The sequence below is a fragment of the Pseudomonas lijiangensis genome (genome assembly GCF_018968705.1).
Lineage (GTDB): Bacteria > Pseudomonadota > Gammaproteobacteria > Pseudomonadales > Pseudomonadaceae > Aquipseudomonas > Aquipseudomonas lijiangensis.
Genome location: NZ_CP076668.1, coordinates 204,882 through 230,418 on the forward strand (window position 1 = coordinate 204,882; position 25,537 = coordinate 230,418).

The window sequence follows — 25,537 nt, forward strand, 5'->3', positions numbered from 1 at the left end:
TTACTCCGGCAGCAGGCTTTCGCCAGCGAACAGCTCGGTCACGGTTTCGCGACGACGCACTTCAAAGGCTTGTGAGCCATCCACCAGTACTTCGGCGGTACGGCCACGGGTGTTGTAGTTCGAACTCATGACGAAACCATAGGCGCCCGCCGAGTGAACAGCCAGCAGATCGCCTTCAGCCAGAGCCAGTTCGCGGTTCTTGGCCAGGAAGTCACCGGTTTCGCAGATCGGGCCGACGATGTCATAAGTGCGTGCTGCGCCATCGCGTGGGCGCACGGCAGTGACATCCATCCAGGCCTGATACAGCGCCGGACGGATCAGGTCGTTCATGGCCGCATCGACGATGGCGAAATCCTTGTGCTCGGTGTGCTTGAGGTACTCGACCCGAGTCAGCAGCACGCCGGCATTGGCCACGATGAAGCGGCCTGGTTCGAACATCAGCCCCAGGTCACGTCCTTCAAGGCGCTCGCGCACGGCCTTGATGTAATCGGCCGCCAGTGGTGGCTCTTCGTCGCGATAACGCACGCCCAGGCCGCCGCCCAAGTCGATATGACGCAAGTGAATGCCGCAGTCGCCGAGGCGATCCACCAGATCCAGCAGGCGGTCCAGTGCATCGATGAAGGGCTCCAAGGTCGTCAGTTGCGAGCCGATATGGCAGTCGACACCCAGGACTTCCAGGTTCGGCAGTTGCGAGGCGCGAACGTAGACGTCTTCGGCATCCGCGATGGCGATGCCGAACTTGTTCTCTTTGAGGCCGGTGGAAATGTACGGGTGAGTGCCCGCATCCACATCCGGATTGACCCGCAGGGAGATCGGCGCACGAACATTCAGTTCGGCTGCCACGACCTGCAGGCGCTCGAGTTCGTCGGTGGACTCGACGTTGAAGCAGTGCACGCCGACTTCAAGAGCGCGGCGCATGTCTTCACGGGTCTTGCCGACACCGGAGAACACGATCTTCTCGGCTTTGCCACCGGCGGCCAGCACACGCTCCAGTTCGCCACGGGATACGATGTCGAAACCGGCGCCAAGACGCGCCAGGACATTGAGTACGCCCAGGTTGGAGTTGGCTTTCACGGCAAAACACACCAGATGCGGCATGCCGCTCAGGGCGTCGGCGTAGGCACGGTATTGGGCTTCGATGTGAGCGCGGGAATAGACATAGGTCGGCGTGCCGAAACGTTCGGCAATGGCAGACAATGCTACTCCTTCCGCGAACAGCTCACCGTCGCGATAGTTGAAGGCGTCCATGTAATTCCCTTAAAGATGCTTGTGCGATTGCGATTTGGCTTGTTCGTCGGATGATTTGGTGTCATCGGGCAGGTAGAGCGGGCCTTTCTGGCCGCACGCAGTGACAAGACAAGCGACCGCGACGAGCGCAGCAAGCGAAGAGATCAGGCGCTTCATGGCGAAATCCTTTGTAAAAGCATTAATTGCGCCCGAGTATACCGGCCACCCGGCGGCTTGCCTATGCAGGTTCCCACCCGTCCGGCGGGCCTTTGACGTTATCGCTGGATATGAACTGTTGCAGGGCGCGTCTGGCGGGTATGTTTTGCATTTGCCTTGCGGCGTCCGTATCTTGCGACCCTGTGCCATAAGCAGAAAATTTTTCGAGGGTCCCGTAATGAGTTTGACCGAAGCCCGTTTTCACGATCTGGTGGATGCTACCCAGCAAGCGCTGGAAGACATTTTCGATGAGAGCGATCTGGATCTGGACCTTGAAAACTCTGCTGGCGTACTGACCGTAAAGTTCGAGAACGGCACCCAGCTCATCTTCAGTCGTCAGGAGCCGCTGCGTCAGCTCTGGCTGGCAGCGCGTTCGGGTGGCTTTCATTTTGACTACGACGAAGAAACCAGCCGCTGGGTATGCGACAGCAGCGACGAGTTGCTGAGCGAGATGCTGGTACGCATTACTCAGGAGCAGGCTGGCGTCGAACTGGATTTCGACGAGATCTGATCGTGACCGATAACACCACGCCCGCACCTGCCCGGCCACCCAAGCCGCTGTTCAGCAACGTCAGCCCTGCCGTGCCTTCGCCCTGTGTCAGCCTGTGTCGGCTCGACGAGCAGAAAGTCTGTCTGGGCTGCTTTCGCCATGTAGAAGACATTCGCGAATGGCGCTCGGCTGACGATGATCGACGCCGTCAGATTCGCCACAGCGCCGACCAGCGCCGGGAGCTTGCCCAGGAAAACCGCATCGCGGGCTAACGCCCTGTCGGGTTGTGTATTTATTCGCTGATGTTAATGTCAGAACCTGCTTCTCTAGATAGAGAGGCCTGTCAAAACCCCGCCGGATCGGCGGGGTTTTGCTTTTGTTGCGCAGAAAAAAGGAGACTGCCCGAATCATGAACACCGCACCTTCCATTATCCTCACCCGGCTCGATGTCCAGCGTCTTGAGCGCCTTATCGACAGCCAGACGCAGTCCAGCCCCGGCATCGAGGCCTTGCAGGCCGAGCTGGACCGTGCCGAACAGATCGTCGGTCACGATGAAGTGCCTGCCGGGCTGGTCACCATGAATTCGCGTGTGCATTGCCGTGAAGAGGGCAGTGGCAAGGACTATCACCTCAAGCTGGTCTACCCGCAGGACGCGGGCGCCGAAGGGACGGTTTCGGTACTGGCACCGGTAGGCTCGGCCCTGCTGGGCCTGCAGGTCGGCCAACACATCGACTGGCCCGCACCGGGCGGCAAGACACTCAAACTCACCCTGCTGGCGGTGGAATATCAGCCGGAGGCGGCGGGAGAATATCTGTAGGAGCGGATTCATCCGCGAAGAGGGCGGCAGGCTTTAGCTACAAGCTACAGCCGCTATTTTTTCGCGAATGAATTCGCTCCTACGCAGAGCCTGATTCCTCCATTGCCTCATTCAACGCCTTTTCCAACTCTGCCTTGTGGCGCAGGAACAGGATGCTTTGTCCGTGGCCATCATCCAGCAGGCCGGAGAGGTCGAGGTCGGTGATGTAGCAGCGATAGCGTTGCGGTTCCTGGCGGCGTTCGAGGATTTGCTGGGCGACCACGGCAAACAGTTGGTCGCCATGCTCCAGTTCCGAGAACTCGCTGTTGTCGCAATACAGCGTGACGTTCAGCTGGCCCGGCGAGGTTTCTTCGATAATCGCCTGCACGTCGTAATACGGTTTGTCCGCAGCGGTCGGTGCCGGGCGGGGTTCGATGCGTCGGGCGCGGCCTGTGCCTGATGGCAATACCTGGTAATACAGCATGTCCAGCAAGACAGGTTCTGCCGGGTTATCCAGTGGCAGCGATGCGCCGCGTCGATAGACCAGTGAGTGGAAGAAGCGCTGCAAGGGCAGCAACAGGCTCTGTTCGTCGTGATACGGCAAGCGCTGGTGCCAGAGCGCGTTGTGTTCGTCGAGCACATACAGGTCGGCGTCCGGCTCGTTGACTCGATAGAACACCTGAATGCACTCCGGCTGCCCATGGGGCAGGATCAGCGCCAGGTCGTGATCGTCCAGGGCTTGCGGGTCCAGATGCAGCGGGCTGTAGAGCGGTGATTCCTCGCCCAGATAATTGAACAGCCCCGGCAGGCTGTTGACCACCACATGGCCCACTTGGCCGGGCGTCATTTTCAGTACGTGATACTGCTGTTGCACCTGAATCAGGTAGCGATGGTTCAGGCCTCTGGCGAGCAGCAGTTGGGCGGTATTGATCAGTTCTTCGACCCGCTGTGCGATGGCCGGAGCACGGTTATGGCAGAAGCAGCGCACACGTATGCGTGGCTGGACCTCGCCTTCGGGCAGGTTGCTGAGCAGTTCGCTCATGCAGTCGAGCAGGGCGTGAGGCCCGTCGTAGCGGCTGACCAGTGTTTCATTCCAGCTATTGAGGGTGATCTGGTCCAGCGTCAGCACCAGATTTTCCCGCACGCCAGCATAACTGAGCGAGTCGGTGCGCTCGGTCGTCATCAGGATATTCAGCTCGCGATGGTGCCTGAGCGGGTCGACGCCCACGTTCACCAGCAGCAATATTTCATTGGGCACACTGGGTTTGAGCAGGTATTCGTCGCTGACTTCGCTCAGTGGCAGCGGGATCGTCTGCTGCAGGGCGCCCAGCAGATTGAACAGCTCGAACTCGCTCAGGTCGCTTGAGCCCGGATGCAAGGCCAGTCGAGTGCTGGTGTCTATCACGCCGTTGCGATGGCACCAGGTCAGCAGCTCAAGCAGTTCGCGGCTTCGCTTGATGGGCGAGAAATTCTGCCATTCATGGGTGCCCAGGTTGCCGTTGTACAAGGCCCACTGGTTTTTCCCCGGTTCGCGCTTGTTGGGAGAATGGACCAGGGTCAGAGTATCTTCGGCCAGATCGGGTGCTATGCCAGGGTTGATGAACTCGACCTTGCCTGCCTTGCGTTCGAAGGCGGCATACAGGCGTCGGCCCAGTACGCTGACGTCACGGGCCGTGATGGCATTGGGGGCGTTTTGCGTACGGGCGAACTGCACCAGGAAGCGATAACTGTAATTCAGCTCATTGACCAGCGAGCGGCGCTCGTGAGCTACCTGCCGGACTTTCCACTGACTGCGACTGTCCAGCAGCGCCAGTTGGCGCTCATCCCAGCCCCATTCCCGGGTCAGGCGCTCCAGCAGCAGACGTTGCCAGCCATTGCTGCGCTGACGGGCCGGGCCGGTGAGCTTTTTGTTGACCTTCAGGTACAGGCTGCGACGTACCAGCTCCAGTCGCTCCGATTCGCCGCGGGCCAGCAGATGCTCTTCGATCCGCTGGTACACGACCATGTAAGGGTCCAGTTCGTCCAGATCCAGTTTGTTGGCGAAGACGGCCTGCTTGAACCGCAGGCTCAGGCACTGAACGTTGGGGTGTTCGCTGGAGTAGACCTCGATCAGCAACAGTTTGAGGACGGACTTGTAAGGCGACTCGATGCCTTTGAACAGTTGCCAGAGCCCTGCGCCGATGAATTCACCGGGCGGAATGCCGGTCATGGGGCCAAGGTCGAGCACTTCGTTGGCGCGAATGAAGCGCTTGGACAGCAGCGTGTGGGTGTACTCGGCGTAGCGTTCTTCTTCATAGACCGGCACCAGCCACCACATCGGTGTGCGGCCAGCGAGCCAGATGGCGGTGCGGTAGAACTCATCCAGCAGCAGGTAGTGCTGGCTGGTGCCGCAGTCGTCGGAACTGAGCTGGGTGTCTCGATCCCCGGCCCGGAAGCGTTGCGGGTCGATCAGAAAGAAATGCGCCTCTGCGCCCATGGACGCTGCCCAAGTTTCCAGTGCCTGACATTTTCTGCGCAGTTCTGCGATGGCTTCCGGGGCCAGATCCGAATCGTGGCAGACCCAGACGTCCATATCGCTCTGTTCGGCCTGGGCCACGGTTCCGAGGCTGCCCATCAGGAACAGACCGTGGATGGGCTGTGGCGGATTGCCGTGGCGGGCCTTATAGGAAAAAGATCGGGTCAGCCGCTGCGCTTCTGCCAGCGCCTGGGCGTCCGGCTCGTAATGGGAGACGCCAGCAGGCGTGCTGCTGGAAACGTAGCCGGGCAGCAGCGGGTGATTGACATGAAAGCACAGCGGCAACAGCGTCAGCACGCTTTGCTGGCGAGTCGAAAGCCCTTCCATGGCACGGGCATACCGCCCGTCATTGAGAGTCAGGAAGCGGTTACGTAACTGGCTGAGCACCTTGCGGTCGATGCCCTCATCCAGATCGGGACGAATTTCGGGATTACGCGTCATCGCAACTCAAGCATCTGGCCTGTGCAGGCGTTGAAGTGGTTAGCAGATGGCGAAGAAGACTACAGCCCAAGAGGATACATGCACGGTAGGGTTATTATTCTGACGCCGGTTTTTTATCGGCCTACATTCCCATAAATGGAGGGCCCGCTGCACCTTTTTGTTTGCGCGGCAGGCCCGGATGTCAGCTATTCAAGGCAAAAGCAAAGCGAAGTGATGCGGCTTTTCAGGCGGCCTCTTCGGAGACGTTCAGGATGGTCAGCAGCGATTGGGCATGCTCGGCGGCTTCAAGCCCGAGGCTGGTCAGATAGCCACCATCGACTTGGGTGGTGAGGCCTTTTTCAAAAAGTCTTTTGGCAGCCGCAATGGCTGTCGGGGCGGCCACATGGTGGACTTTAAGCCCTTCCTGGGTGTTACCCAGATTGAACAGTGCAAGGATTTCCAGTTCGGCAACCAGCTCAGGGGTATACGACATAAGGACTCCAGACTTTTATAGTTGGCTGGATCGTGAGGGTTACAGAATCGACAAGGCTGTTTGACACGTCGGTTCTGTATGACCGTTAACGCCAGCTTGCAGGAAAGCCCCTATGGATTGATTGGCAGAGGGGCCTTTGCAGTGTAGCCAGTGCCTGGAATCTTTGCAGCATATCTCTTGCCGGAATATCGCAAGTCAGGCTTCGGGCGGCAGTTCCGGCAAGGCGCGCAGGGCGGTTTCATACCACTGGGTATTGAATGGCCGGTCTTCTTCGAGCATGGCGTCAATCTCGATGGCCAGCACATGAGCCATCAACTCGAGGATGTCTTCACGCTCATAGCCAACCAGCGTCAGCTTGTTGTAAGTGGCCTTGGCGGCAGGTGGGTTATCCGCCTCGATCTGGTTTTCAATCGCTTCGATCAGGGTCGAAGCAGTGAACTCTTCTTCATCGTTATCGATTGTGTCAGTCATGGTAAATCCTCTGTGAGGCGGGTAGTTTAACTGGATTCTTTTACCGGTGTCGGCTTCGGTGAGGCCTGTCTGTCAGAACGGTCTTTAAGTTGTGTGAGAGGTACTTAACCCACTGACATTTCAGGACAAATATATAAAAGTACCGCCACACACAACTTAATGGTCATGGAGGCCGACGTGCTGAAGCTTTATGGTTTTGCCGCAAGCAATTATTTCAACATGGTCAAGTTGGCGCTGCTGGAGAAGCAGCTACCTTTTGAAGTGATTGCGCTGCATGGATGCCAGAATCCCGAGGTACTGGCGATCAGTGCACGAGGCAAGGTGCCAATACTGGAAACCGACCAGGGTTTCATCAGTGAGACGGATGTCATCCTGCGTTACATCGAGGAAACCCAGCCCGGTCGGGCGCTGCTTCCCGAGGACCCATTCTCCCGTGCCCAGGTCTGGACCATCGCCAAGGAAATCGAACTGTATATCGAGTTGCCAGCGCGGCTTTGCTACGTCGAAGTGATCTTCGGTGGGCGGCCCACTCCCGAGGACCTCAAGGCCAAGGCTCGCCGGGACTTGCTCAAGGGGTTCCGGGCCTTGGCCCAGCGTGCCCGTTTTGCACCCTATGTGGCGGGCGAGAACTTCACTCTGGCGGATCTGTATTTTCTTTACAGCGTCGACCATGCCCAGCAAGTCGCTGAGAAACTGTTCGGTCTTGATCTGTTGCAGGATATGCCGGGTGCGCGGGCTCTGCTTGAGCATCTGGCACTCAATCCGAATGTGCAGCGGGTAGCGGCGGACAGGGAAGCTGAATGGCCAGCATTCCTGGAGCGTGTCCAGGCGGTGGCGCGCAAGGCAGGGTAGATAAGGGGCTGCTCCGTCGCGGCCAGGTGGGCCGGCCGCGACGGCGACAGTTTTAGCGGTTTTCCAGCAATGCCTTGCCACGAACCACGGCTGCCCGGACTTGCTCCGGAGCGGTGCCGCCAATGTGGTTACGGGCATTGACCGAGCCTTCCAGGGTCAGTACGGCAAATACGTCCTGCTCGATCTGATCGCTGAATTTACGCAGTTCTTCCAGACTCATTTCCGCCAGATCCTTGCCGGTTTCCACGCCGTATTTCACGGCATGACCGACGATTTCGTGGCAGTCACGGAATGGCAGGCCGCGGCGCACCAGATAGTCCGCCAGGTCGGTGGCGGTGGAGAAACCGCGCAGCGCCGCTTCACGCATGATGGCGTGCTTCGGCTTGATGGCCGGGATCATGTCGGCAAAGGCACGCAACGAGTCACGCAAGGTGTCGGCAGCGTCGAACAGCGGCTCCTTGTCTTCCTGGTTGTCCTTGTTGTAGGCCAGTGGCTGGCCTTTCATCAGGGTCAGCAAGCCCATCAGCGCACCAAACACGCGGCCGCTCTTGCCACGAACCAGTTCCGGTACGTCCGGGTTCTTCTTCTGCGGCATGATCGAACTGCCCGTGCAGAAGCGGTCCGGAAGGTCGATGAACTGGAACTGGGCGCTGGTCCAGAGCACCAGCTCTTCGGAGAAGCGCGACAGGTGCATCATGGCAACCGAAGCGGCAGAGCAGAACTCGATGGCGAAGTCGCGATCCGAGACGCCGTCCAGGGAGTTGCCGCCTACGGCGTCGAAACCCAGCAGCTTGCAGGTCAGCTCGCGGTCGATCGGGTAGGTGGTGCCTGCCAGTGCGGCGCTGCCCAGTGGCATGCGGTTCAGGCGCTTGCGGCAGTCGACCAGACGCTCGTAGTCGCGGCTGAGCATTTCGAACCAGGCCAGCATGTGGTGACCGAACGTCACTGGCTGGGCGGTCTGCAGGTGAGTGAAGCCCGGCATGATGGTTTCGGCTTCACGTTCGGCCTGCTCCAGCAGCCCTTTCTGCAGGCGCGTGATTTCGCTGAGGATCAGGTCGATTTCGTCACGCAGCCACAGGCGGATATCGGTGGCGACCTGATCGTTGCGGCTACGGCCGGTATGCAGCTTCTTGCCGGTGATGCCGATGCGGTCGGTCAGACGCGCTTCGATGTTCATGTGCACGTCTTCCAGGTCGACGCGCCACTCGAAACTGCCGGCTTCGATCTCGCTCTGGATGGTTTTCAGGCCATCGATGATGGTGTCGCGCTCGGCTTCGGTCAGGACGCCGACCTGAGCCAGCATCGTAGCGTGGGCGATAGAACCCATGATGTCGTGACGATACAGGCGTTGATCGAAGGTGACGGAGGCCGTGAAGCGCGCGACGAAGGCGTCGACGGGCTCACTGAAACGGCCGCCCCAGGACTGGTTGGTCTTGTCGGTGCTCATGGATTCGCTCGTTGCTCTGCTGAAAGTGGCGTGCCCGCTTCGTGGCACAAGGGCGTCGGCGATGATAACAGGTTGTTGCTTTTTTATTCTCGGATGGCTTGCCGCTGACGATGCCAGGGACGAGACTGGGCCTATGTGAGAGGACCTATGAAACCCGATTCCAGAACGACTCCCGGCAAGGATTTTTTCCTGCCTGAACTATGCTTGCCGCAGACGCTGCTGGTGCTCATTGTGCTGGCCGAACTGCTGGTGCTGGTCATGGTGCTGCTCGAACCCATGAGCCAGGGGTTCGATTGGGTGTGCCTGGCGCTGATGTCGATGTTCGTGCAGTGGATCGTCCTGCTGTCGGCGGCCCTGCTGTGTGGGCTTCGCCCCTGGCTGGCACGTCTTTCACCGGGGCTTGCAGGTATTCTCAGCTGCATGCTGGTAGTGGGTCTAACCTTGTTGTGTACGGCGGTGACGGATGTCTGCCAACTGACCGGCAGGATTTCGCCGGGCAGCATGGTCGAGCGCTATATCCGCTATTCGTTGATCGCGTTGATCATGTCTGCGCTGATGTTGCGCTACTTTTATCTGCAGAGTCAGTGGCGCAAGCAACAGCAGGGTGAACTGAAGGCCAGGATCGAATCGCTTCAGGCCAGGATTCGTCCGCATTTTCTGTTCAACACGCTCAACAGCATTGCCAGTCTGGTGGCCAGCAATCCGGTCAAGGCCGAGCAGGCCGTACTGGATCTGTCGGACCTGTTTCGCGCCAGCCTGGCCAAGCCCGGAAGCCTGGTGACCTGGCACGAAGAACTGGCTTTGGCGAAACGATATTTATCGATTGAGCAATATCGTCTCGGCGAGCGTCTACAGTTGGACTGGAGGGTGAGCGCAATTCCTGATGATTTGCCCATTCCCCAGCTGACATTGCAGCCATTGCTGGAAAACGCCTTGATCTATGGCATTGCCCCGCGCATCGAAGGGGGCATAGTTACAGTCGAGGCAGACTATGAAGGGGGAGAGTTCATATTGTGTGTCAGCAATCCCTATGAAGAAGTTGCCACACGGCAGACTTCCAACGGTACTCAACAGGCCCTGTTGAATATAGGTGCACGTATTACGGCACTTTTTGGCCCGCACGCCAGTCTGAGCGTGGAGCGCCGTGATGGTCGTCACTACACCTGTCTACGCTATCCTTGTGCGAGACTCACGCAGGAAGCCAGAGCAATATGAATGTCCTGATCGTTGATGACGAACCCCTGGCCCGCGAGCGACTGAGCCGATTGGTCGGTGAAATCGAGGGTTACAGGGTACTTGAACCCAGCGCTACCAATGGCGAAGAAGCTTTGGCGCTGATTGAAAACCTCAAGCCAGATGTCGTGCTGCTCGATATCCGCATGCCGGGTCTCGACGGTCTTCAGGTCGCGGCGAAACTGTGCGAGCGTGAAACTCCGCCCGCTGTCGTCTTTTGTACTGCGCACGACGAATTTGCACTGGACGCCTTTCAGGTCAGTGCCGTCGGTTATCTGGTCAAACCTGTGCGCCCCGAGAATCTCGTCGAGGCGTTGAGAAAAGCCGAGCGACCCAATCGCGTGCAGTTGGCCGCGATGACCCGTCCGGCTGCCGAAACGGGCAGCGGTCCGCGCAGCCATATCAGTGCGCGAACCCGTAAAGGCATTGAGTTGATCCCGCTGGATCAGGTGATCTTTTTCATTGCCGACCACAAGTACGTCACCCTGCGCCATGAAGGCGGCGAAGTGCTGCTGGATGAACCGCTCAAGGCGCTGGAAGACGAGTTTGGTGACCGTTTCGTGCGTATCCATCGCAATGCGCTGGTGGCACGGGAGCGGATCGAGCGTTTGCAGCGCACGCCACTGGGGCATTTCCAGTTGTTCCTCAAGGGCCTCAATGGCGATGCCTTGATCGTCAGCCGTCGGCATGTCGCCGGTGTACGCAAGATGATGCAACAGCTTTAAGGTACGAAAAGTGGCTGCCCTCGCCGCAAGTCCAGCAGGATGTCGAGCCGTTGTGGAGGCCCCTGGTTCGGGCGGGGGACGCTTTAGCCACTGTCATTTCGTTGATCCGGGTCATGAAGCCGATTTTACTTTTTGAGTCAGCGCTGAAGTCGTTCCGGTTGTGCTGTTATTATCCGTCGCACTTATCAAGCACGGATTGATCCATGTCTTCTCGCGAAATCCGCATTGCCACCCGTAAAAGTGCGCTGGCCCTCTGGCAGGCCGAATATGTCAAAGCCAGGCTCGAACAGGCTCATCCTGGCCTGATCGTGACGCTGGTGCCCATGGTCAGCCGTGGCGATAAACTGCTCGACTCGCCGCTGTCGAAAATCGGCGGCAAGGGGCTGTTCGTCAAGGAGCTGGAAACGGCGCTTCTGGAAAACGAAGCCGATATCGCCGTGCATTCCATGAAAGACGTGCCGATGGATTTCCCCGAAGGCCTTGGGCTGTTCTGCATCTGTGAGCGCGAAGATCCGCGTGACGCATTCGTTTCCAACAACTTCAGCAGTCTGGAGCAGCTTCCTGCGGGCAGCATCGTGGGCACGTCCAGCCTGCGACGTCAGGCTCAACTGCTGACACGTCGTCCAGATCTGGAAATCCGGTTTCTGCGCGGCAACGTCAATACCCGGCTGGCCAAACTGGATGCCGGTGAGTACGACGCAATCATTCTTGCTGCCGCCGGCCTGATCCGTCTGGGCTTTGAAGATCGCATCACTTCGGCCATCAGTGTCGAGGACAGCCTGCCTGCCGGAGGGCAGGGCGCCGTCGGGATCGAGTGCCGTAGCGCCGATGCCGACATTCACGCATTGCTTGCGCCGCTGCATCATGCCGACACCGCTGTGCGCGTGATTGCCGAGCGAGCGCTGAACAAACACCTCAACGGTGGCTGCCAGGTGCCTATCGCCTGCTACGCCGTTCTGGAAGACGATCAGGTGTGGCTGCGCGGCTTGGTGGGTGATCCGGCTGGCGGTCTGTTGCTGCATGCCGAGGCTCGCGCACCGCAGACATCGGCCCAGGCGCTGGGTGTGCAGGTCGCCGAAGACTTGCTGGCCCAGGGCGCAGGGCAGATTCTCAAGGCTGTCTATGGCGAGGCTCGGGACGAATGAGTACCTGGCGTCTGTTGCTGACCCGTCCCGCCGAAGAGTCGGCAGCGCTGGCCAGGGTGCTGGCCGATAACGGCGTGTTCAGCAGCAGTCTGCCTTTGCTTGAAATCGAGCCGTTGCCCATTCCTCCCGAGCACCGCTCGAAAATTTTCGATCTGCCTCTCTACAGCGCGGTCATTGTGGTCAGCAAGCCAGCGGCTCGTCTCGGGCTGGAGCTGGTGGATGAAATCTGGCCGCAACCCTTTGTCCAGCCCTGGTTCAGCGTAGGCGCGGCGACCGGGCAGATTCTGCTCGACTATGGCCTGATCGGTGTTAAATGGCCCGAGCAGGGTGATGACAGCGAAGCCTTGCTTGAGCTCCCTGAGTTGCAGGACGCTATCTCCATACCGGGCAGCCGTGTGTTGATCATGCGTGGGGATGAAGGACGCGAGCTGTTGGCAGAGCGTCTGCGCGAGCAAGGTGTTAGTGTCGACTACTTGCCGCTGTACCGCCGTTTTCTGCCACAGTATCCGCTTTCGACCCTTTCACAGCGCGTCGAATCGGAACGCTTGAACGGGCTGGTGGTCAGCAGTGGGCAGGGTTTTGAACATCTGCTTCAGTTGGCAGGTGATGCCTGGCCGAAACTGGCCGGGTTGCCTTTATTCGTACCGAGCCCCAGGGTTGCCGAAATGGCACGTGCCGCCGGGGCTCAAACCGTGGTTGATTGTCGTGGCGCGAACGCTGCGGCGTTGCTGGCCGCGTTGCGGGATCAGCCTCAGCCTGTCGTCAAGGCGTATTGAGCGACGAGTTGTCGTTCATGCGACTACGCCCAAATGCAAAGGATGGATACGTGAGCGAAACAGCCTTGCCTAAAGATGAAGAATCGGTGTTGAAAACATCGACATCCACACCTGATCCAGTGCGCCCGGTGCGTACCGGTAGCCGCAGCAATGGTCTGGTGATCCTGGCCTTGTTGCTTGCCGTTGCAGGCGTTGCCGTCGCCGGTTGGGGGGTGTGGCAACTGCGCATGCTGCAGGAAGGTCACTTGCAGCAGCGAGGACAGGTCGAAGGCATCGCCCAGCAGACTCGGCTCCTGACCGAGAATGATCAGGAACTGAGTGCCCGCCTTGCTCAATTTCCACCTGTTGATCAACTGGAAGACAGCCGTCGTCTGGTTGCCCAGTTGCAGGGCGATCAGCAGCGTCTGAGCCAGCGTCTGGAAACCGTGCTCGGCGCAAGCCGCAAGGACTGGCGTCTGGCCGAGGCCGAGCATCTGCTGCGTCTGGCCAGTCTGCGCCTGTCGGCGTTGCAGGATATCAACAGCGCACAGGCGCTGGTTCAGGGCGCCGATGAGATTCTGCGCGAACAGGATGATCCGGGTTCGTTTGCCGCTCGCGAGCAACTGGCCAAAAGCCTGGCAGCGCTGCGCAGTATCGAGCAACCGGACCGTACCGGCCTGTTCCTGCAGCTGGCTGCCCTGCGCGACCAGTCCGTTCAGCTCAACAGGCTGGCGCCCGAGTACGAAGATAAAGGCGAGCCGCTCCTGGGCGTGACTCCGGACAAGAACGACGACAGTTACTGGTCCCGCTGGTGGAGCCACATTTCCCATTACTTCCGCATCGACTTCAACGCCGACAAGGACATTCGTCCGGTACTGGCTGGCCAGAGTCTGGCTCAGGTCCGCCTGGCTCTGAGCCTGGCAATCGAGCAGGCGCAATGGGCCGCGCTCAATGGCGAGCCGAAGGTCTACACCCAATCGTTGCTGGAGGCCAAGAGCGTCCTGATGGGCAACTTCAATCAGGATGAACCACAGAGCAAGGTGATCGGCGAGCGTCTGGATACCCTGATCAAACAACCTGTTTCGGTAGTGACGCCGGATCTGGCTCAGAGCCTGAGTGCAGTCCAGGCCTATCTTGAACGTCGTCATGCATCCGGTCAGCCTGCCGAGGCTCGGGGGATCAGCCCATGAAGCGTGTCTATGTGCTGCTGTTCATTGCCATCGCTGTTGCAGCGCTGATTGGTATCGCGATTGCCGAGCACTCCGGCTACGTATTGATCGCCTATCAGAACTTCCGCTATGAATCGAGCCTGTGGGCAACCCTTGGCCTGTTCGTGGCGATTCTGTTGCTGATCTTCCTTGCCCGGCTTCTGATCACCTTGCTCACAACATCCGGTGGTGTGGTCAATCCATGGTCGCGTCGCAATCGCCGCCGTCGGGTGCAACTGGCAATCGAGCAGGGGCAGATGGATCTTGCCGAAGGTCGCTGGTCCAGCGCACAGCGTCATCTGCATCGCGCCGCCGAAGCCGATCCCCAGCCGTTGCTGTATTACCTTGGCGCTGCACGTGCTGCCAACGAGCAGGGCCGCTACGACGAGTGTGACAGCCTGCTGGAGCGTGCTCTGGAGCGTCAGCCCCAGGCGGAGCTGGCGATTGCCCTGAGTCACGCGCAACTGCAACAGGACCGTGGTGACACCGATGGTGCGCTGACCACCTTGCAGGCCATGCATGAGCGCCATCCGCACAACCCGCAGGTGCTGCGCCAGTTGCAACGTCTTTATCAGCAGCGAGGCGACTGGTCCGAGCTGATCCGGCTGCTGCCCGAACTGCGCAAGGACAAGGTGCTGCCGCCCAGGGAACTGGCAGAGCTGGAGCGCCGTGCCTGGGGCGAGAATCTCACCCTGGCGGCCTATCGCGAAGAAGGTGATGGCGCCCTGACCGGGCTGCCTTCGCTGGAAAAAGCCTGGAAAGACCTCACCTCTGCCCAGCGACAGGAGCCGCAACTGGTACTGGCGTATGCCGAGCAGTTGCGTCGTCTGGGGGCCGAAGCCCAGGCCGAAGAGGTGCTGCGAACAGCGCTCAAGAAGGATTACAACAGTCATCTGGCGAGGCTTTACGGTCTGGTGCGCGGCAATGACGAATCTAAGCAATTGCAGGTTGCCGAGGCCTGGCTCAAGCATCATCCCGATGATCCGAGCCTGCTGCTGAGCCTGGGCCGTATCTGTCTGCAGGCCCGCCTGTGGGGCAAGGCCCGTGATTATCTGGAGAGCAGCCTGCGTTTGCAGCGCAACCCGGAAACCTGTGCCGAACTGGCTCGCCTGCTGGCCCGCTTGGGAGAGACCGATCGCAGCAATCAGCTGTTCCAGGAAGGTCTCGGGATGCTCGATGAGCGCTTTCTGGCTCGTCCGCTTCCTGCGTTGAGCAGTACCTGAGTCTGACGTCGTGAAAGCCCTTTTTCAGGGCTTTCACGCCTTAAACTCCTCGCCAGTTCAGGGATTGGATTGTTCCTACGTTCATTGGTAAAAAATCTCCCCGATCTGGTGTTTTCTTTCACCTGCAAACAGCGAAGCATCCGTACTTCGTCGCCTTGAAAGCGTTGTGTGCTTTCCTCTACCGTAACTGTCTCGTCTCATTCGTTACGGATTTGCCATGTATCTGGCCCGCACGCGTACCTTGTTCTTCCTGGCATTCATCGCAAGTGCACTGATCATTGGCGCTACCCTTTATCTGCAGCATGCGTTTGGCCTGATCCCCTGCATCCTTTGTCTCATACAGCGAGCGTTCGTCATCGGGTGTGGCCTGGTCTGTCTGATTGCGGCCATTCACGCGCCCCAGGAAGCCGGCTGGCGTCGTTATTGCGTGGTCTTGCTGGCACTGGCGCTGCCGGGTGCCCTGGTGGCGGGTTTTCATATATGGCTGCAGACCGCGTCGGTCGAAGAGTTGATGCCTGTCGTGACTCAATACCAGCATTTGCTCAATGCATTTTCTCTCGAGAACGTTAGCGAGCCTTCGCACAGCGGTACTTACCTGTGCGCCGAAATCAATTGGTCACTGTTCGATATCACTCTTCCCGAGTGGAGCCTGCTGGCTTTTGTGATCCTGTGCCTGCTGGCGTTGTACCCACTTTTCAGTGGGTTACATCGCTGGATGTCCGTCGATACTGACGCAGGGTATTAAACGCTTGTATGAACTTTCTCTCCTGCGTACCTTGATGGCCTTGTCGTGCGGGCATAATCTGAGCCGCACGCGTCATTGGGAGTATGCTGTCCTGACGCTTTTACAGGCTCGGTTCTTGCGATATTGTAAGGCCAGCACAGGACCGCATGCCCCTTAAGGGAAGAGAGAACATCATGCTGGAAAGTTGTCGCAATACTCAGGAACGCTGGGGTGGCGTCAATCTGTTGATTGATCGCTGGCTCCAGGACCGTCATGAATTGATTCGAGCCTATGACGTTCTCGGCGACACGCCCGGGCAACTGGCCGCGGATCGTGGTGCGCTGCTGAAGTTTTGTGAAATCCTGGTCGACTACGTTTCGGCTGGCCATTTCGAAATCTACGAGCAGCTCAACAGCGAAGCTCAGGCGTTCAACGATGAGCGCGGGCTTGAACTGGCCGATACGATTTATCCGCGTCTGGAAGGTATCACCAAGCTTGCTCTGGCTTTCAACGACCGCTGCGAAAAGGGCGATTGCTCCAACGGCGCAGGGTTTGCCAATGAGTTCAAGACGCTGGGTGGGCTGTTGCATGAGCGCTTCGAGCTGGAAGATTGCCTGATCGAAGTCCTGCACAACTCCCACAAGGAAGAGGCCGCTTCTCAGGCCTGATTCATTCCTGTCGTGTTGCCAAGGGTGCGTTCGCACCCTTTCGCATTTCAGGGCGTCGGTTACTGCGAGACAGCGACCAGCTCGATTTCAAAAACCAGCGGCGTGAACGGATCGATCAGATCGCCTGCGCCTTCTGCGCCATAGGCTTGGGCGGAAGGAATCACCAGACGCCACTTCGCGCCTACCGGCATGCCTTGCAGGGCCGTGGTCCAGCCACTGATCACGCTGTCGAGTCGAAACCACTGCGGTTGAGTGCTCTGATCGAAGATCGTGCCGTCGGGCAGGCGTCCGACATAGCGCACTTCGACACGGCCATTGGCTTCAGGCTTGGGACCGGTGCCCGGAGTCAGTTCCGTCATCAGAATGCCGTCGGCCAGCGTCTTCACGCCGGGCTTGGCTTTCTCGCTGTCCATGAAACGACGCTCTGCTGTCAGCGCTGCCTCGCTCTGGGCGTCGGTGCCCGAGGCTTCGGCTTGCGCGAGGGCTGCATCATGCTCCCTGAGAATCTGGTCGATGCGTTCTTGCTTGAGCGCCAGCGGCTTGCCTTGATAAGCCTGCTTCAAGCCTTCTACCAATGCCTTCAGGTCCAGGTCCGGGACCTCTTGATGCAGACGCTCACCCAGGCTGGCACCCAGACTGTACGCGAGATCGTGAGAGTCCTGCGCCGGTGCGGTTTCACCTGCATGCGCCAGAGGAATCAAGAGGAACAACGACGTTAACAGGTAGCGCGACATGAATGCTCTCCGGCCCGGGAAGTCAGCGATTATGCCAGTGCGAGGGCGTGCGGTGATGACTCCTGGCAAGAGAATTTTGTATTGCCCCTGTAGCAGTTGCATCAATGATTTGTGCTCGTATGCAACAGGGTGCGTCCGGCGCTGTCAAGATGCCCTAGCGGCACTGCGGACAGAGGTCTAGTATGGGCCGCAATTTCGTCAGCCAGGAGGTAAGTCATGTCGGCCAAAAAGAAGCCAGTAAACACTCCATTGCACCTGCTCCAACAATTGTCGGGCAGCTTGCTCGAACATCTGGAAGACGCCTGCTCCCAAGCCTTGTCCGATGCCGAGAAACTGCTCGCCAAGCTTGAAAAACAACGTGGTAAAGCGCAGGAAAAACTGCACAAGTCCCGCACCAAATTGCAGGATGCTGCGGCTGCCGGCAAGGCAAAGGCCCAGACCAAGGCCAAGAATGCCATTGCAGAACTTGAAGACTTGCTCGACGCACTCAAGGATCGCCAGACCGAAACCCGCACTTACATCCTGCAGCTCAAGCGCGATGCTCAAGAGAGCCTGAAGCTTGCCCAGGGCGTTGGTCGCGTCAAAGAGGCGGTCGGCAAGATTCTGGACACTCGCGCAGCCAAGCCTGCTGCACCTGCCAAGGCTCCTGCTGCAAAAACCGCTGCTGCAAAAACCGTGAGCAAGACACCTGCTGCCAAGGCGCCAGCCAAAGCTGCGGCCAAGCCAGCTGCGAAACCGGCTGCCAGGGCTGCATCTGCTGCCAAGCCTGCCGCCAAGCCAACAGCCGCGAAAACTCCGGCTGCTGCCAAGCCAGTGGCTGCCAAACCTGCGGCGACCAAGGCTCCTGCTGCCAAGGCTCCAGTAAAAGCCGCGGCTAAAACCGCTGCTGCCAAACCTGCCGCCGCCAAAGCGACTGCCAAGCCGGTTGCCAAACCTGCAGCGAAACCCGCAGCCAAGCCAGCAGCAACCAAAGCACCGGCAGCGGCCAAACCTGCTGCCAGCAGCGCTGCCAAACCAGCGGCCAAAGCACCTGCCAAAACTGCCGCCAAGCCAGCAGCCAAGCCCGCCGCAAAACCGGCAGCCAAACCTGCTGCCAAGCCAGCGGTAAAAACGGCTGCCGCCAAACCGGCCACGCCAGCACCGGCTGCTACTCCAGCCGCTGCACCAGCCGCACCGGCTGCAACTGCTCCATCGACAGCCAATAGCGTCACGCCTAACACGGCGTCCTAAGGCTGATCCGCCGCGACGCGCAGCCTCTGCAGCGCGTCGCGGTCCTTGTCGGCGGCTTCTGCGGCCAGCCCGTTCAGCCAGCTCTGCAAGTCCTCTGCCTCATCAACTGTCCAGTCCTGCGTCAGTGTCTGCAATCGTGCGAGCAACTGCTGCTCGGCTTCCAGTTCCAGCGCTTTCACCCGTTCACGCAACGATCCCAATGCCGGGTCGAGTCGCGCCGCGTCACGCCATTGCGTGCGCAATTCCCTGAGAGGGCGCACGACGTCGTCGTGCCATGGCATCGCCAACTGTCCGATTTCCTGTAATCGCCGGGCATCACATTTCACGCCGCGTTTGCCCAGCCAGACACCCAGAAGCACCATGCACACATTGGCCCCGTTGGTTTGCAGGCGCAGGCAGGCCTCTTCGACGCCGGGTCTGGCATAGAAATCGAGGGTGAAACTCCAAAGGTCAGAAGGCATAGTGAGCTACCTGTTTGAGACGAAGCTGGTAGACTCCGCCGCCATTATGATTCGACTTCAAAGCCTTACCTTACAGCGTGGTCCGCAACGTCTGCTAGAAGACGCCGAGCTGACCCTGCACGCCGGCCAGAAAGCCGGTCTGATCGGTGCCAACGGCGCCGGTAAATCCAGCCTCTTCGCTTTGCTGCGCGGTGAACTGACGCCTGACTCCGGCGACTGCCTGCTGCCTGCCGATTGGCGTATCGCACACATGCGCCAGGAGGTCGATACCCTTGAGCGTCTGGGTGTTGACTACGTTCTGGACGGCGACCTGCGCCTGCGAGAGGTTCAGCGTCAGCTCGCTGAAGCCGAAGCCGCCCAGGACGGTGCCGCCCAGGCGCGGCTGCATGCCGAACTCGACAGTGCCGATGGTTATACCGCCGATGCCCGCGCCCGCAAACTGCTGGCGGGCCTGGGGTTCACCAACGAGCAGATGGAACGTCAGGTCGGCAGTTTCTCCGGTGGCTGGCGGATGCGCCTGAACCTGGCGCAGGCCCTGATGTGTCCTTCGGACCTCTTGCTGCTCGATGAGCCGACCAACCACTTGGACCTGGACGCCATTCTGTGGCTGGAAGACTGGCTCAAGAGCTACCCCGGCACCTTGCTGCTGATTTCCCACGACCGTGATTTCCTTGATGCGGTGGTCGATCACATCGCCCATGTCGAGCAGCGCAAGATCACCCTCTATCGCGGTGGCTACAGCGCCTTCGAGCGTGCCCGTGCCGAACGTCTGGCCCAGCAGCAACAGGCCTACGAGAAGCAGCAGGCGCAACGTGCGCATATGGAAAAATACATTGCGCGCTTCAAGGCCCAGGCCACCAAGGCCCGTCAGGCACAGAGCCGGATCAAGGCCCTTGAGCGCATGGAAGAGCTGTCCGCCGCCCATGTGGATTCGCCATTCAACTTCGTTTTCCGTGAGTCCGACAAAATCTCCAGCCCGTTGCTGGATCTGTCCGAAGCACGTCTGGGCTATGGCGAAAAGACCATCCTGGAGAAGGTCAAACTGCAACTGACGCCGGGTGCGCGCATCGGTCTGCTGGGGCCTAACGGCGCGGGTAAATCGACCCTGATCAAAAACCTCGCGGGCGAGCTTGAGCCCTTGGGTGGCCGTCTGGTGCGGGGTGAAAACCTCACGGTTGGCTATTTTGCCCAGCATCAGCTCGACTCTCTGGATGCCAAGGCCAACCCCTTGCTGCATCTTCAGCGTCTGGCACCTACCGAGCGCGAGCAGACACTGCGCGACTTCCTCGGCGGCTTCGACTTCCGTGGCGCTCGCCTGGACGAGCCGGTGGTGAATTTCTCCGGTGGTGAAAAGGCGCGTCTGGCACTGGCCCTGATTGCCTGGGAAAAACCCAACCTGTTGCTGCTCGACGAACCGACCAACCACCTGGACCTGGAAATGCGCCTGGCGCTGACCATGGCCCTGCAGGAGTTCAGTGGCGCGGTACTGGTGGTTTCCCACGATCGGCATCTGCTCAAGAGCACCACCGATGACTTCCTGCTGGTCGCCGATGGCCGGGTGCAGGAGTTCGATGGCGATCTGGACGACTATACGCGCTGGCTGGCTGACTACCGTTTGCGCAATGCGCCGGTCAGCAACACACCGGTCAACGCCGACAAGACCGACAAGAAAGCCCAGCGTCAGCAGGCGGCAGCCTTGCGTCAGCAACTGGCTCCGCACAAGCGCGAAGCCGACAAGCTGGAGCGTGAGCTGGGAACCCTGCACGAGAAGCTGGCCAAGGTCGAAGAAGCCCTGGCCGACAGTACCAACTACGAGGCTGCCAACAAGGACAAACTGCGCGATCTGCTTGCGGAACAAGCCAGGTTGAAGACGCGGGAGTCCGAGCTGGAAGAGGCCTGGATGGAAGCGCTGGAGCTGCTGGAATCAATGCAGGCCGAACTGGAAGCATTGTCGTAATTGAAGTGAGGGGCTGATGGACTTTTTCGGGTTGACGCTGACGGCCTACTGGATCGAACCGCTCTGGCTGGGCGTGCAGATCCTGTTGATTCTGTTGGCGGGTTACGTACTGCAGCGGGTAATCGGCCGTTTTCTGACGGGCCTGGGCGAACGTTATCCGCTGCCGCCGGAGCTGCTGGTGCCGGTGCGTGGCGGTTTGCGCTGGCTGATCATGGGCAGCGCGTTTGTCGTTGTCCTGGGCCGACTCGGCGTTTCTGCCACGGTACTGTGGACTGCGTTGTCGGGCTTTGTCGCGGTAGCCGCCGTCGCGTTCTTCGCGATGTGGAGTGTGCTGTCCAACCTGCTCTGCGCCATTCTGATCTTCACCATCGGCCCTTTCCGCATCGGCGATGTGGTTGAACTGGTCGAAACACTCGACAAACCCGGCGTCAAAGGCCGGGTCGTCGCCATCAACCTGATGTTCACTACCCTCATCGAAATGCCCGAGGCGGGTGGTGCGCTGGTGCAAGTGCCCAACAGTCAGTTCTTCCAGAAAGCGGTTCGCCGCTGGCGGGGCAGCGATATCGTCCCGCAGGTGATGATTGAGAAGCCGATGGGCGAGCAGAAATAATTAGTCATCAATTGCATTACGCACTAAGTTAGCAGCTATCGGGCTTTGCTGGACTTGAGGTGTGTGATGGCGCTTGAAACGTGGCTGGCTTTTTTTGCCGCTTGCTGGATTATCAGTTTATCTCCCGGGGCAGGCGCCATTGCGTCGATGTCCTGTGGCCTGCAATACGGTTTCTGGCGCGGCTACTGGAATGCGCTGGGCCTGCAGATCGCCCTGGTGGTGCAGATCGCGATTGTCGCGGCGGGTCTGGGCGCTGTACTGGGCGCCTCCGAACTGGCATTCAATCTGATCAAATGGTTTGGTGTGGCCTACCTGGTTTATCTGGGGATCAAGCAATGGCGGGCGCTGCCTGGCGATCTGTCCGATGAGTCGGCGATTCGCCCGATCGGCAAGCCGTTGAGCCTGGTATTGCGTGGCTTTCTGGTCAACATCAGCAACCCCAAGGCGCTGGTGTTCATGCTGGCGATCCTGCCGCAGTTCATCGACCCTGCCGAACCGCTGCTGGCTCAATACGTGATCATAGCCTTGACCATGGTGGCCGTGGATTCAGTGGTGATGGCCGGTTACACCGGCCTTGCGTCCCGCGTACTGCGCCTGCTGAAAACCCCGAAACAACAACGCCGCCTGAACCGCACCTTCGCCAGCCTGTTTGTAGGGGCTGCGGGCTTTCTGGCGACACTTCACCGCGGAACTGCTTGAAACCTGTAGGAGCGAATTCATTCGCGAGACGTCATTGAAGGCGACATTTTTCGCGAATGAATTCGCTCCTACGGACTCAACGCAAAATCCGTGGCGCTTCGTCGCGTGGCAGGTTCTGCTGGATGGGCTGTTCGGTGTATTCCACTTCTCCACGCAATTGCTCACGCAACTGACGCGCCACGTCGACGCCGATCGACTTTGAGGCATCGCGTACCACGCGACCCCGGTTCATGGAAATCTTCACGTCCCGGCTGTTGACCAGCTTGGTGTCCTGGCTTTCGCCCATGGCGGTAAAGGCCGAGGTGATTTCGTAGGTGCGGGTGTTGATCAGGCTGAAATCACCGACCACTGTCAGCCCCATAATGGCCGAGTAGCTATTGGTATTGGCAATTTCGCCTACGTCCTGGCGAAAGTCGATGTCCGACAGTGCGCCGAACAATACGTAGTCAGCACCTTTGAAGTGGCCGCTCTTGATGCGTGCGATGACGTCGTACACATCTTCTTTGGAGCCGGTCTTGTAAGGCGTGCCCTGCACCAGCTGGAACAGCCCGGACTTCAGGATCTCGCCCCTGATGTCACCGCTGAATTTCTGCAGTTCACTCTGTTCGATGTAGCTGGTGCGGGACTCGTATTCTTCATAGCTCGACGAGCCGCTTTCGCTGTAGTAGTTGGCTCTCATGTCGCTTTTCGCCGAAACGGTGTGGATGTATTGCTCCACACGTTCCTGATAGGCCATGCCTGTCACGGCGATCTTTGGGGCTGCCTGAACCGAGAAGGCGCAGGCCAGGCCGATAATGCCAATCCATGCACGCATCACTCAGCGCTCCGTGGTCTTGCGGATTTCTTTTTCGTCCATCCACTCTGCCAGGCCGCTTTCGACATCGATCAGTTGCAGGCTGAATTTGTAGAAGACGTCCTTGTAATCCTCGCTGCGCTTGACGATGGAGCTGATCGAGCCTTCCAGGCGGTATTTGGCGGCGATCATGTTGCCGGTCTTGGCGACAGTGCTCTGCTTGTACAGGCCGCTCTGGTTCTGCAGCTTGAGCTGGTCGACCTGGCTCTGCATCTCGGTGTTGTCGCTGGCGAAACGGGCTACGCCGCTCTTCATCAGTTGGGTCTTGATGGTGGTGGTGATTTCGCGAGTGTCGATGTACTCGCTGGTCTTGTTCTTCACATCGTAGACCTGAACCACCGGACGGCCTTGCAGGATGCCGGACTGTGCCAGCGAGCGGGTCATGCTCTCGGCGATCATCTGCAGGTCGGTGGAGCCGAATTCGTTGGTAATCGTTTCGACTGCCTTGGTATCGCCATAACTGATGTTCTTGCTGCCAAGAACCGGAGAGTTATTGGCGCAGCCGCTGGCCAGCAGGGCGAGGGCGGCGATGGAGCAAAGACGTGTAAACAGCATGTGTGGACTCTTCTGTGAGCGTAACTGGGCGTGGATCAAGGCGTGTTGATTTCAAGACGGAAATCGGTTGCCCGCGGATTGGGTGCGATAGCTGGCAGCGTGGTGCTTTGCGAGCCATAGATCATCAGGCTTTTCCAGGCTTCTTCGTCTGCGACAGGAAAACCATCGTTACCCAGCCACGCGAAGCGGTAGTACATCGTCTTGTTGCGGCTGCTGGTGTTGGTCAACTGAGCCTTGACGGTCAGGAAGCCATTTTCCCGAGCCACACGCATGGCGCCGACTTCAATGCTTTTGATGTCGCCAAGTGCGACCACTTTACTGGCTGCGCTGCCCGGAGCCGGAGGTGGCGGGGTTGCGCAGCCTGCGAGCAGGGCCAGCGCCAGTGCGCCGAAAATCTTGATACGCATGGGATATCTCCGTTCAGGGTTGTTTGACGGCAAGGGCTTGCGGGATATTCACGGGAGTAACCTGGGCCGCGAGGCCATTGGTGAATACCTGATTGCCCAGGGCGCGCAGGGTGACGACCTGATAGCGCTGATCGACCTTGACCTGCACATGCGTGCCGCCCAGGGTGCTCGGCAATACCACCTGATGCATGCCCGGCGTCAGACGCAGTCGTGCCACCAGTGTGTTGTCCGGCAAGGTGCGCCAGGTGCGGGTGTCAGCACCCTCGGTAATGGCCGAAGCGATACCGACTGCCAGACCGGCCAGCGGGTTGACGTCGTTGAGCTGTTTTTGCGCAACGCCACGGGTGATGGCGCGCAGCGTGGTGCGCACGATGATGCCTGGCATGTCGTCGCGAAGGGCGCGGCGCGACATGTCAGTGGTGCTGTTGAGCAGCGTCAGGTTGAGCGGCTGGCCGTCCAGGGTGATCTGGGTGACGATCGGGGTGCTGGTATCCGGCTTGATGACCGGGAATGACAGCGGCGTGATGACCAGATTGCCGCTGATCGGCAATGGCAGCGGGATATTTACCGAATCACGGGCTGGAGCAAAACCGCTCTGGACCACGAGCAGTACTTCGCTGCTGCCATCCTTGCTGGCCGCCGCGTCGAGATCGGCCAGGGATTTTTCCAGCAATGGAGTGTTGGGGCGCAGTTCTGCGGCCTTGCGATAGCCCGGCGCGGCGAGGTCTTTTTCCCCCAGGGCTTCGTAGACGAAACCTGCCAGATAATGGCTGAACGCACTCTGGTAGCTGTTCTTCAGACCAACGACTTCGGGCGCGTCCAGTGACTCGACCGGGTAGCCCTTGAGGTCCTTGAACTGGTTTTTCACGCCCTTGCTTTCGGCTTCCTGCTCGCTCTTGAAGTATTCCTTGTCGCGCAGGTTGGCGATCACGGCTTCACGTTCGTGGGTCTTCTTGATTTCGGTACGGGCACCGTCGAAATCGTTCTGGCCCAGCAGGTTGAGCGCCATCTGGGTGGTCAGCATGACCTTTTCATAGTCATAGCCTTCGTAGCGACGCACCTTGTCGTTGATCAGGAAGCTGCCGAACTGGGCGAGGTATTTGTCGGTGTCGAACTTGACCGCTTCTTCCCACTTGAACACCACCTGATCGGCTGTGCGCCAGGCCGCCTGACTGCCGGCGAAATCGCCCTTGGAGCGCAGCAGTTCGCCTTTCTCGAAGTAATAGAGCAGGTCTTTGTTTTCGCCGGTGTTGTTTTTTTCCAGTGTGCCGAGGGCGGCATCGACATTGCCGCTGGCCAGTTGCTGGTTGGTTTCCTTCAGTTCGGAGTCATAGCTACGGAAGACGGAGCACCCTGTCAGCAGAACAGAGGCGACCAGCGCAGAGGCGGTCAGAAAACGGGAGGGCATGATGATTTCCATTCT

28 protein-coding genes are annotated in these 25,537 nt (G+C 59.3%); 16 read left to right on the forward strand and 12 right to left on the reverse strand.

The features are described from left to right. Entirely contained in the window at positions 1–1,248 is a 1,248-nt protein-coding gene (gene lysA / locus KQP88_RS00960) for a diaminopimelate decarboxylase (RefSeq protein ID WP_200993646.1), read from the reverse strand. Positions 1,249–1,257: 9 nt separating this feature from the next. Continuing rightward, the gene (lptM, locus tag KQP88_RS00965; RefSeq protein WP_038399723.1) at positions 1,258–1,404 is read right to left on the reverse strand and encodes an LPS translocon maturation chaperone LptM; all 147 of its coding nucleotides are present in this window, start codon (positions 1,402–1,404) and stop codon (positions 1,258–1,260) included. A 217-nt stretch (positions 1,405–1,621) separates the two neighbouring features. On the opposite strand from lptM, the gene cyaY reads away from it, so the two are divergent. The 3 genes from cyaY to rnk all read left to right on the forward strand — a co-directional run bounded on the left by cyaY (position 1,622) and on the right by rnk (position 2,750). Then, positions 1,622–1,954: an iron donor protein CyaY gene (cyaY, locus tag KQP88_RS00970; RefSeq protein WP_025257960.1), complete on the forward strand. Its 333-nt coding sequence runs from the start codon at positions 1,622–1,624 to the stop codon at positions 1,952–1,954. Positions 1,955–1,956: 2 nt separating this feature from the next. Then, a complete protein-coding gene (locus KQP88_RS00975; protein ID WP_216704597.1) occupies positions 1,957–2,205 on the forward strand; it encodes a DUF1289 domain-containing protein in 249 nt (82 codons plus the stop codon). A gap of 137 nt (positions 2,206–2,342) precedes the next feature. Beyond that, entirely contained in the window at positions 2,343–2,750 is a 408-nt protein-coding gene (gene rnk / locus KQP88_RS00980) for a nucleoside diphosphate kinase regulator (protein WP_216704598.1), read from the forward strand. 79 nt (positions 2,751–2,829) lie between these two features. Here the strand turns inward: rnk and KQP88_RS00985 are convergent, their stop codons facing one another. The 3 genes from KQP88_RS00985 to KQP88_RS00995 form a co-directional block, all read right to left on the reverse strand. Further along, a complete protein-coding gene (locus KQP88_RS00985) occupies positions 2,830–5,685 on the reverse strand; it encodes a class I adenylate cyclase (protein ID WP_216704599.1) in 2,856 nt (951 codons plus the stop codon). 223 nt (positions 5,686–5,908) lie between these two features. Next, positions 5,909–6,157, reverse strand: a complete 249-nt coding sequence (locus KQP88_RS00990) for a TIGR02647 family protein (RefSeq protein ID WP_025257964.1) — start codon at positions 6,155–6,157, stop codon at positions 5,909–5,911. Between the two features lie 195 nt (positions 6,158–6,352). Further along, a complete protein-coding gene (locus KQP88_RS00995) occupies positions 6,353–6,628 on the reverse strand; it encodes a hypothetical protein (RefSeq protein WP_117163738.1) in 276 nt (91 codons plus the stop codon). A gap of 177 nt (positions 6,629–6,805) precedes the next feature. Here KQP88_RS00995 and KQP88_RS01000 point away from each other — a divergent pair, with 177 nt between their 5' ends. Then, complete coding sequence (locus tag KQP88_RS01000) at positions 6,806–7,480, forward strand: glutathione S-transferase family protein (protein WP_200993642.1); 675 nt, start codon at positions 6,806–6,808, stop codon at positions 7,478–7,480. A 52-nt stretch (positions 7,481–7,532) separates the two neighbouring features. Here the strand turns inward: KQP88_RS01000 and argH are convergent, their stop codons facing one another. Further along, positions 7,533–8,927, reverse strand: coding sequence for an argininosuccinate lyase (argH, locus tag KQP88_RS01005; protein ID WP_025257967.1), 1,395 nt, complete (start codon positions 8,925–8,927; stop codon positions 7,533–7,535). Between the two features lie 147 nt (positions 8,928–9,074). On the opposite strand from argH, the gene KQP88_RS01010 reads away from it, so the two are divergent. The 8 genes from KQP88_RS01010 (at position 9,075) to rsd (ending at position 16,608) form a co-directional block, all read left to right on the forward strand. After that, positions 9,075–10,142 carry a sensor histidine kinase gene (locus tag KQP88_RS01010; protein ID WP_200993640.1) on the forward strand — a complete coding sequence of 356 codons (1,068 nt, stop codon included), beginning with the start codon at positions 9,075–9,077 and terminating at the stop codon, positions 10,140–10,142. Then, positions 10,139–10,885, forward strand: a complete 747-nt coding sequence (locus KQP88_RS01015) for a LytR/AlgR family response regulator transcription factor (protein ID WP_025257969.1) — start codon at positions 10,139–10,141, stop codon at positions 10,883–10,885. The genes KQP88_RS01010 and KQP88_RS01015 overlap by 4 nt, the downstream gene beginning before the upstream one ends. Before the next feature lie 203 nt (positions 10,886–11,088). Further along, the gene (gene hemC / locus KQP88_RS01020; protein WP_198728159.1) at positions 11,089–12,030 is read left to right on the forward strand and encodes a hydroxymethylbilane synthase; all 942 of its coding nucleotides are present in this window, start codon (positions 11,089–11,091) and stop codon (positions 12,028–12,030) included. Further along, on the forward strand, positions 12,027–12,806 hold the full coding sequence (locus tag KQP88_RS01025) for a uroporphyrinogen-III synthase (protein WP_200993639.1): 780 nt from the start codon (positions 12,027–12,029) through the stop codon (positions 12,804–12,806). The genes hemC and KQP88_RS01025 overlap by 4 nt, the downstream gene beginning before the upstream one ends. A 50-nt stretch (positions 12,807–12,856) precedes the next feature. After that, positions 12,857–13,975 (forward strand): uroporphyrinogen-III C-methyltransferase, encoded by a 1,119-nt coding sequence (locus tag KQP88_RS01030; protein WP_200993637.1) that lies wholly within the window; start codon positions 12,857–12,859, stop codon positions 13,973–13,975. After that, on the forward strand, positions 13,972–15,216 hold the full coding sequence (locus KQP88_RS01035) for a heme biosynthesis protein HemY (protein ID WP_216704600.1): 1,245 nt from the start codon (positions 13,972–13,974) through the stop codon (positions 15,214–15,216). The genes KQP88_RS01030 and KQP88_RS01035 overlap by 4 nt, the downstream gene beginning before the upstream one ends. A 217-nt stretch (positions 15,217–15,433) precedes the next feature. Continuing rightward, positions 15,434–15,961, forward strand: a complete 528-nt coding sequence (locus KQP88_RS01040) for a disulfide bond formation protein B (RefSeq protein WP_216704601.1) — start codon at positions 15,434–15,436, stop codon at positions 15,959–15,961. 173 nt (positions 15,962–16,134) lie between these two features. After that, entirely contained in the window at positions 16,135–16,608 is a 474-nt protein-coding gene (gene rsd / locus KQP88_RS01045) for a sigma D regulator (protein WP_216704602.1), read from the forward strand. A gap of 59 nt (positions 16,609–16,667) precedes the next feature. On the opposite strand, the gene KQP88_RS01050 is transcribed toward rsd, so the two are convergent. Beyond that, a complete protein-coding gene (locus KQP88_RS01050; protein ID WP_095067334.1) occupies positions 16,668–17,342 on the reverse strand; it encodes an FKBP-type peptidyl-prolyl cis-trans isomerase in 675 nt (224 codons plus the stop codon). A 216-nt stretch (positions 17,343–17,558) separates the two neighbouring features. On the opposite strand from KQP88_RS01050, the gene KQP88_RS01055 reads away from it, so the two are divergent. Continuing rightward, on the forward strand, positions 17,559–18,572 hold the full coding sequence (locus tag KQP88_RS01055; RefSeq protein WP_216704603.1) for an AlgP family protein: 1,014 nt from the start codon (positions 17,559–17,561) through the stop codon (positions 18,570–18,572). Here KQP88_RS01055 and KQP88_RS01060 read toward each other — a convergent pair. Then, complete coding sequence (locus KQP88_RS01060) at positions 18,569–19,033, reverse strand: TIGR02444 family protein (protein ID WP_216704604.1); 465 nt, start codon at positions 19,031–19,033, stop codon at positions 18,569–18,571. The genes KQP88_RS01055 and KQP88_RS01060 overlap by 4 nt on opposite strands. Before the next feature lie 46 nt (positions 19,034–19,079). Between KQP88_RS01060 and KQP88_RS01065 the strand changes: the two genes are divergently transcribed. From KQP88_RS01065 to KQP88_RS01075, 3 genes are all read left to right on the forward strand, one after another. Then, positions 19,080–20,990 (forward strand): ATP-binding cassette domain-containing protein, encoded by a 1,911-nt coding sequence (locus KQP88_RS01065; protein WP_216704605.1) that lies wholly within the window; start codon positions 19,080–19,082, stop codon positions 20,988–20,990. 16 nt (positions 20,991–21,006) lie between these two features. After that, on the forward strand, positions 21,007–21,600 hold the full coding sequence (locus tag KQP88_RS01070) for a mechanosensitive ion channel family protein (protein WP_025257980.1): 594 nt from the start codon (positions 21,007–21,009) through the stop codon (positions 21,598–21,600). A 66-nt stretch (positions 21,601–21,666) separates the two neighbouring features. After that, positions 21,667–22,299: a LysE family transporter gene (locus tag KQP88_RS01075; RefSeq protein ID WP_200993630.1), complete on the forward strand. Its 633-nt coding sequence runs from the start codon at positions 21,667–21,669 to the stop codon at positions 22,297–22,299. Between the two features lie 76 nt (positions 22,300–22,375). On the opposite strand, the gene KQP88_RS01080 is transcribed toward KQP88_RS01075, so the two are convergent. The 4 genes from KQP88_RS01080 to KQP88_RS01095 are packed head-to-tail and all read right to left on the reverse strand — an operon-like array spanning position 22,376 to position 25,522. Beyond that, positions 22,376–23,113 carry a penicillin-binding protein activator LpoB gene (locus tag KQP88_RS01080; protein WP_216704606.1) on the reverse strand — a complete coding sequence of 246 codons (738 nt, stop codon included), beginning with the start codon at positions 23,111–23,113 and terminating at the stop codon, positions 22,376–22,378. A 3-nt stretch (positions 23,114–23,116) separates the two neighbouring features. Beyond that, positions 23,117–23,704, reverse strand: coding sequence for a penicillin-binding protein activator LpoB (lpoB, locus tag KQP88_RS01085; RefSeq protein WP_200993701.1), 588 nt, complete (start codon positions 23,702–23,704; stop codon positions 23,117–23,119). A 38-nt stretch (positions 23,705–23,742) separates the two neighbouring features. Continuing rightward, complete coding sequence (locus tag KQP88_RS01090) at positions 23,743–24,114, reverse strand: YcfL family protein (RefSeq protein WP_117163721.1); 372 nt, start codon at positions 24,112–24,114, stop codon at positions 23,743–23,745. Positions 24,115–24,127: 13 nt separating this feature from the next. After that, a complete protein-coding gene (locus KQP88_RS01095) occupies positions 24,128–25,522 on the reverse strand; it encodes a COG3014 family protein (protein ID WP_200993627.1) in 1,395 nt (464 codons plus the stop codon). Positions 25,523–25,537 lie beyond the last annotated feature (15 nt).

Coding starts and splice junctions, on each gene's coding strand:
- lysA (WP_200993646.1), bottom strand. CDS start 1,248: ATGGACGCCTTCAACTATCGCGACGGTGAGCTGTTCGCGGAAGGAGTA.
- lptM (WP_038399723.1), bottom strand. CDS start 1,404: ATGAAGCGCCTGATCTCTTCGCTTGCTGCGCTCGTCGCGGTCGCTTGT.
- cyaY (WP_025257960.1), top strand. CDS start 1,622: ATGAGTTTGACCGAAGCCCGTTTTCACGATCTGGTGGATGCTACCCAG.
- rnk (WP_216704598.1), top strand. CDS start 2,343: ATGAACACCGCACCTTCCATTATCCTCACCCGGCTCGATGTCCAGCGT.
- KQP88_RS00985 (WP_216704599.1), bottom strand. CDS start 5,685: ATGACGCGTAATCCCGAAATTCGTCCCGATCTGGATGAGGGCATCGAC.
- KQP88_RS00990 (WP_025257964.1), bottom strand. CDS start 6,157: ATGTCGTATACCCCTGAGCTGGTTGCCGAACTGGAAATCCTTGCACTG.
- KQP88_RS00995 (WP_117163738.1), bottom strand. CDS start 6,628: ATGACTGACACAATCGATAACGATGAAGAAGAGTTCACTGCTTCGACC.
- argH (WP_025257967.1), bottom strand. CDS start 8,927: ATGAGCACCGACAAGACCAACCAGTCCTGGGGCGGCCGTTTCAGTGAG.
- KQP88_RS01010 (WP_200993640.1), top strand. CDS start 9,075: ATGAAACCCGATTCCAGAACGACTCCCGGCAAGGATTTTTTCCTGCCT.
- KQP88_RS01015 (WP_025257969.1), top strand. CDS start 10,139: ATGAATGTCCTGATCGTTGATGACGAACCCCTGGCCCGCGAGCGACTG.
- hemC (WP_198728159.1), top strand. CDS start 11,089: ATGTCTTCTCGCGAAATCCGCATTGCCACCCGTAAAAGTGCGCTGGCC.
- KQP88_RS01025 (WP_200993639.1), top strand. CDS start 12,027: ATGAGTACCTGGCGTCTGTTGCTGACCCGTCCCGCCGAAGAGTCGGCA.
- KQP88_RS01035 (WP_216704600.1), top strand. CDS start 13,972: ATGAAGCGTGTCTATGTGCTGCTGTTCATTGCCATCGCTGTTGCAGCG.
- KQP88_RS01040 (WP_216704601.1), top strand. CDS start 15,434: ATGTATCTGGCCCGCACGCGTACCTTGTTCTTCCTGGCATTCATCGCA.
- rsd (WP_216704602.1), top strand. CDS start 16,135: ATGCTGGAAAGTTGTCGCAATACTCAGGAACGCTGGGGTGGCGTCAAT.
- KQP88_RS01050 (WP_095067334.1), bottom strand. CDS start 17,342: ATGTCGCGCTACCTGTTAACGTCGTTGTTCCTCTTGATTCCTCTGGCG.
- KQP88_RS01055 (WP_216704603.1), top strand. CDS start 17,559: ATGTCGGCCAAAAAGAAGCCAGTAAACACTCCATTGCACCTGCTCCAA.
- KQP88_RS01060 (WP_216704604.1), bottom strand. CDS start 19,033: ATGCCTTCTGACCTTTGGAGTTTCACCCTCGATTTCTATGCCAGACCC.
- KQP88_RS01065 (WP_216704605.1), top strand. CDS start 19,080: ATGATTCGACTTCAAAGCCTTACCTTACAGCGTGGTCCGCAACGTCTG.
- KQP88_RS01070 (WP_025257980.1), top strand. CDS start 21,007: ATGGACTTTTTCGGGTTGACGCTGACGGCCTACTGGATCGAACCGCTC.
- KQP88_RS01075 (WP_200993630.1), top strand. CDS start 21,667: ATGGCGCTTGAAACGTGGCTGGCTTTTTTTGCCGCTTGCTGGATTATC.
- KQP88_RS01080 (WP_216704606.1), bottom strand. CDS start 23,113: ATGCGTGCATGGATTGGCATTATCGGCCTGGCCTGCGCCTTCTCGGTT.
- KQP88_RS01090 (WP_117163721.1), bottom strand. CDS start 24,114: ATGCGTATCAAGATTTTCGGCGCACTGGCGCTGGCCCTGCTCGCAGGC.
- KQP88_RS01095 (WP_200993627.1), bottom strand. CDS start 25,522: ATGCCCTCCCGTTTTCTGACCGCCTCTGCGCTGGTCGCCTCTGTTCTG.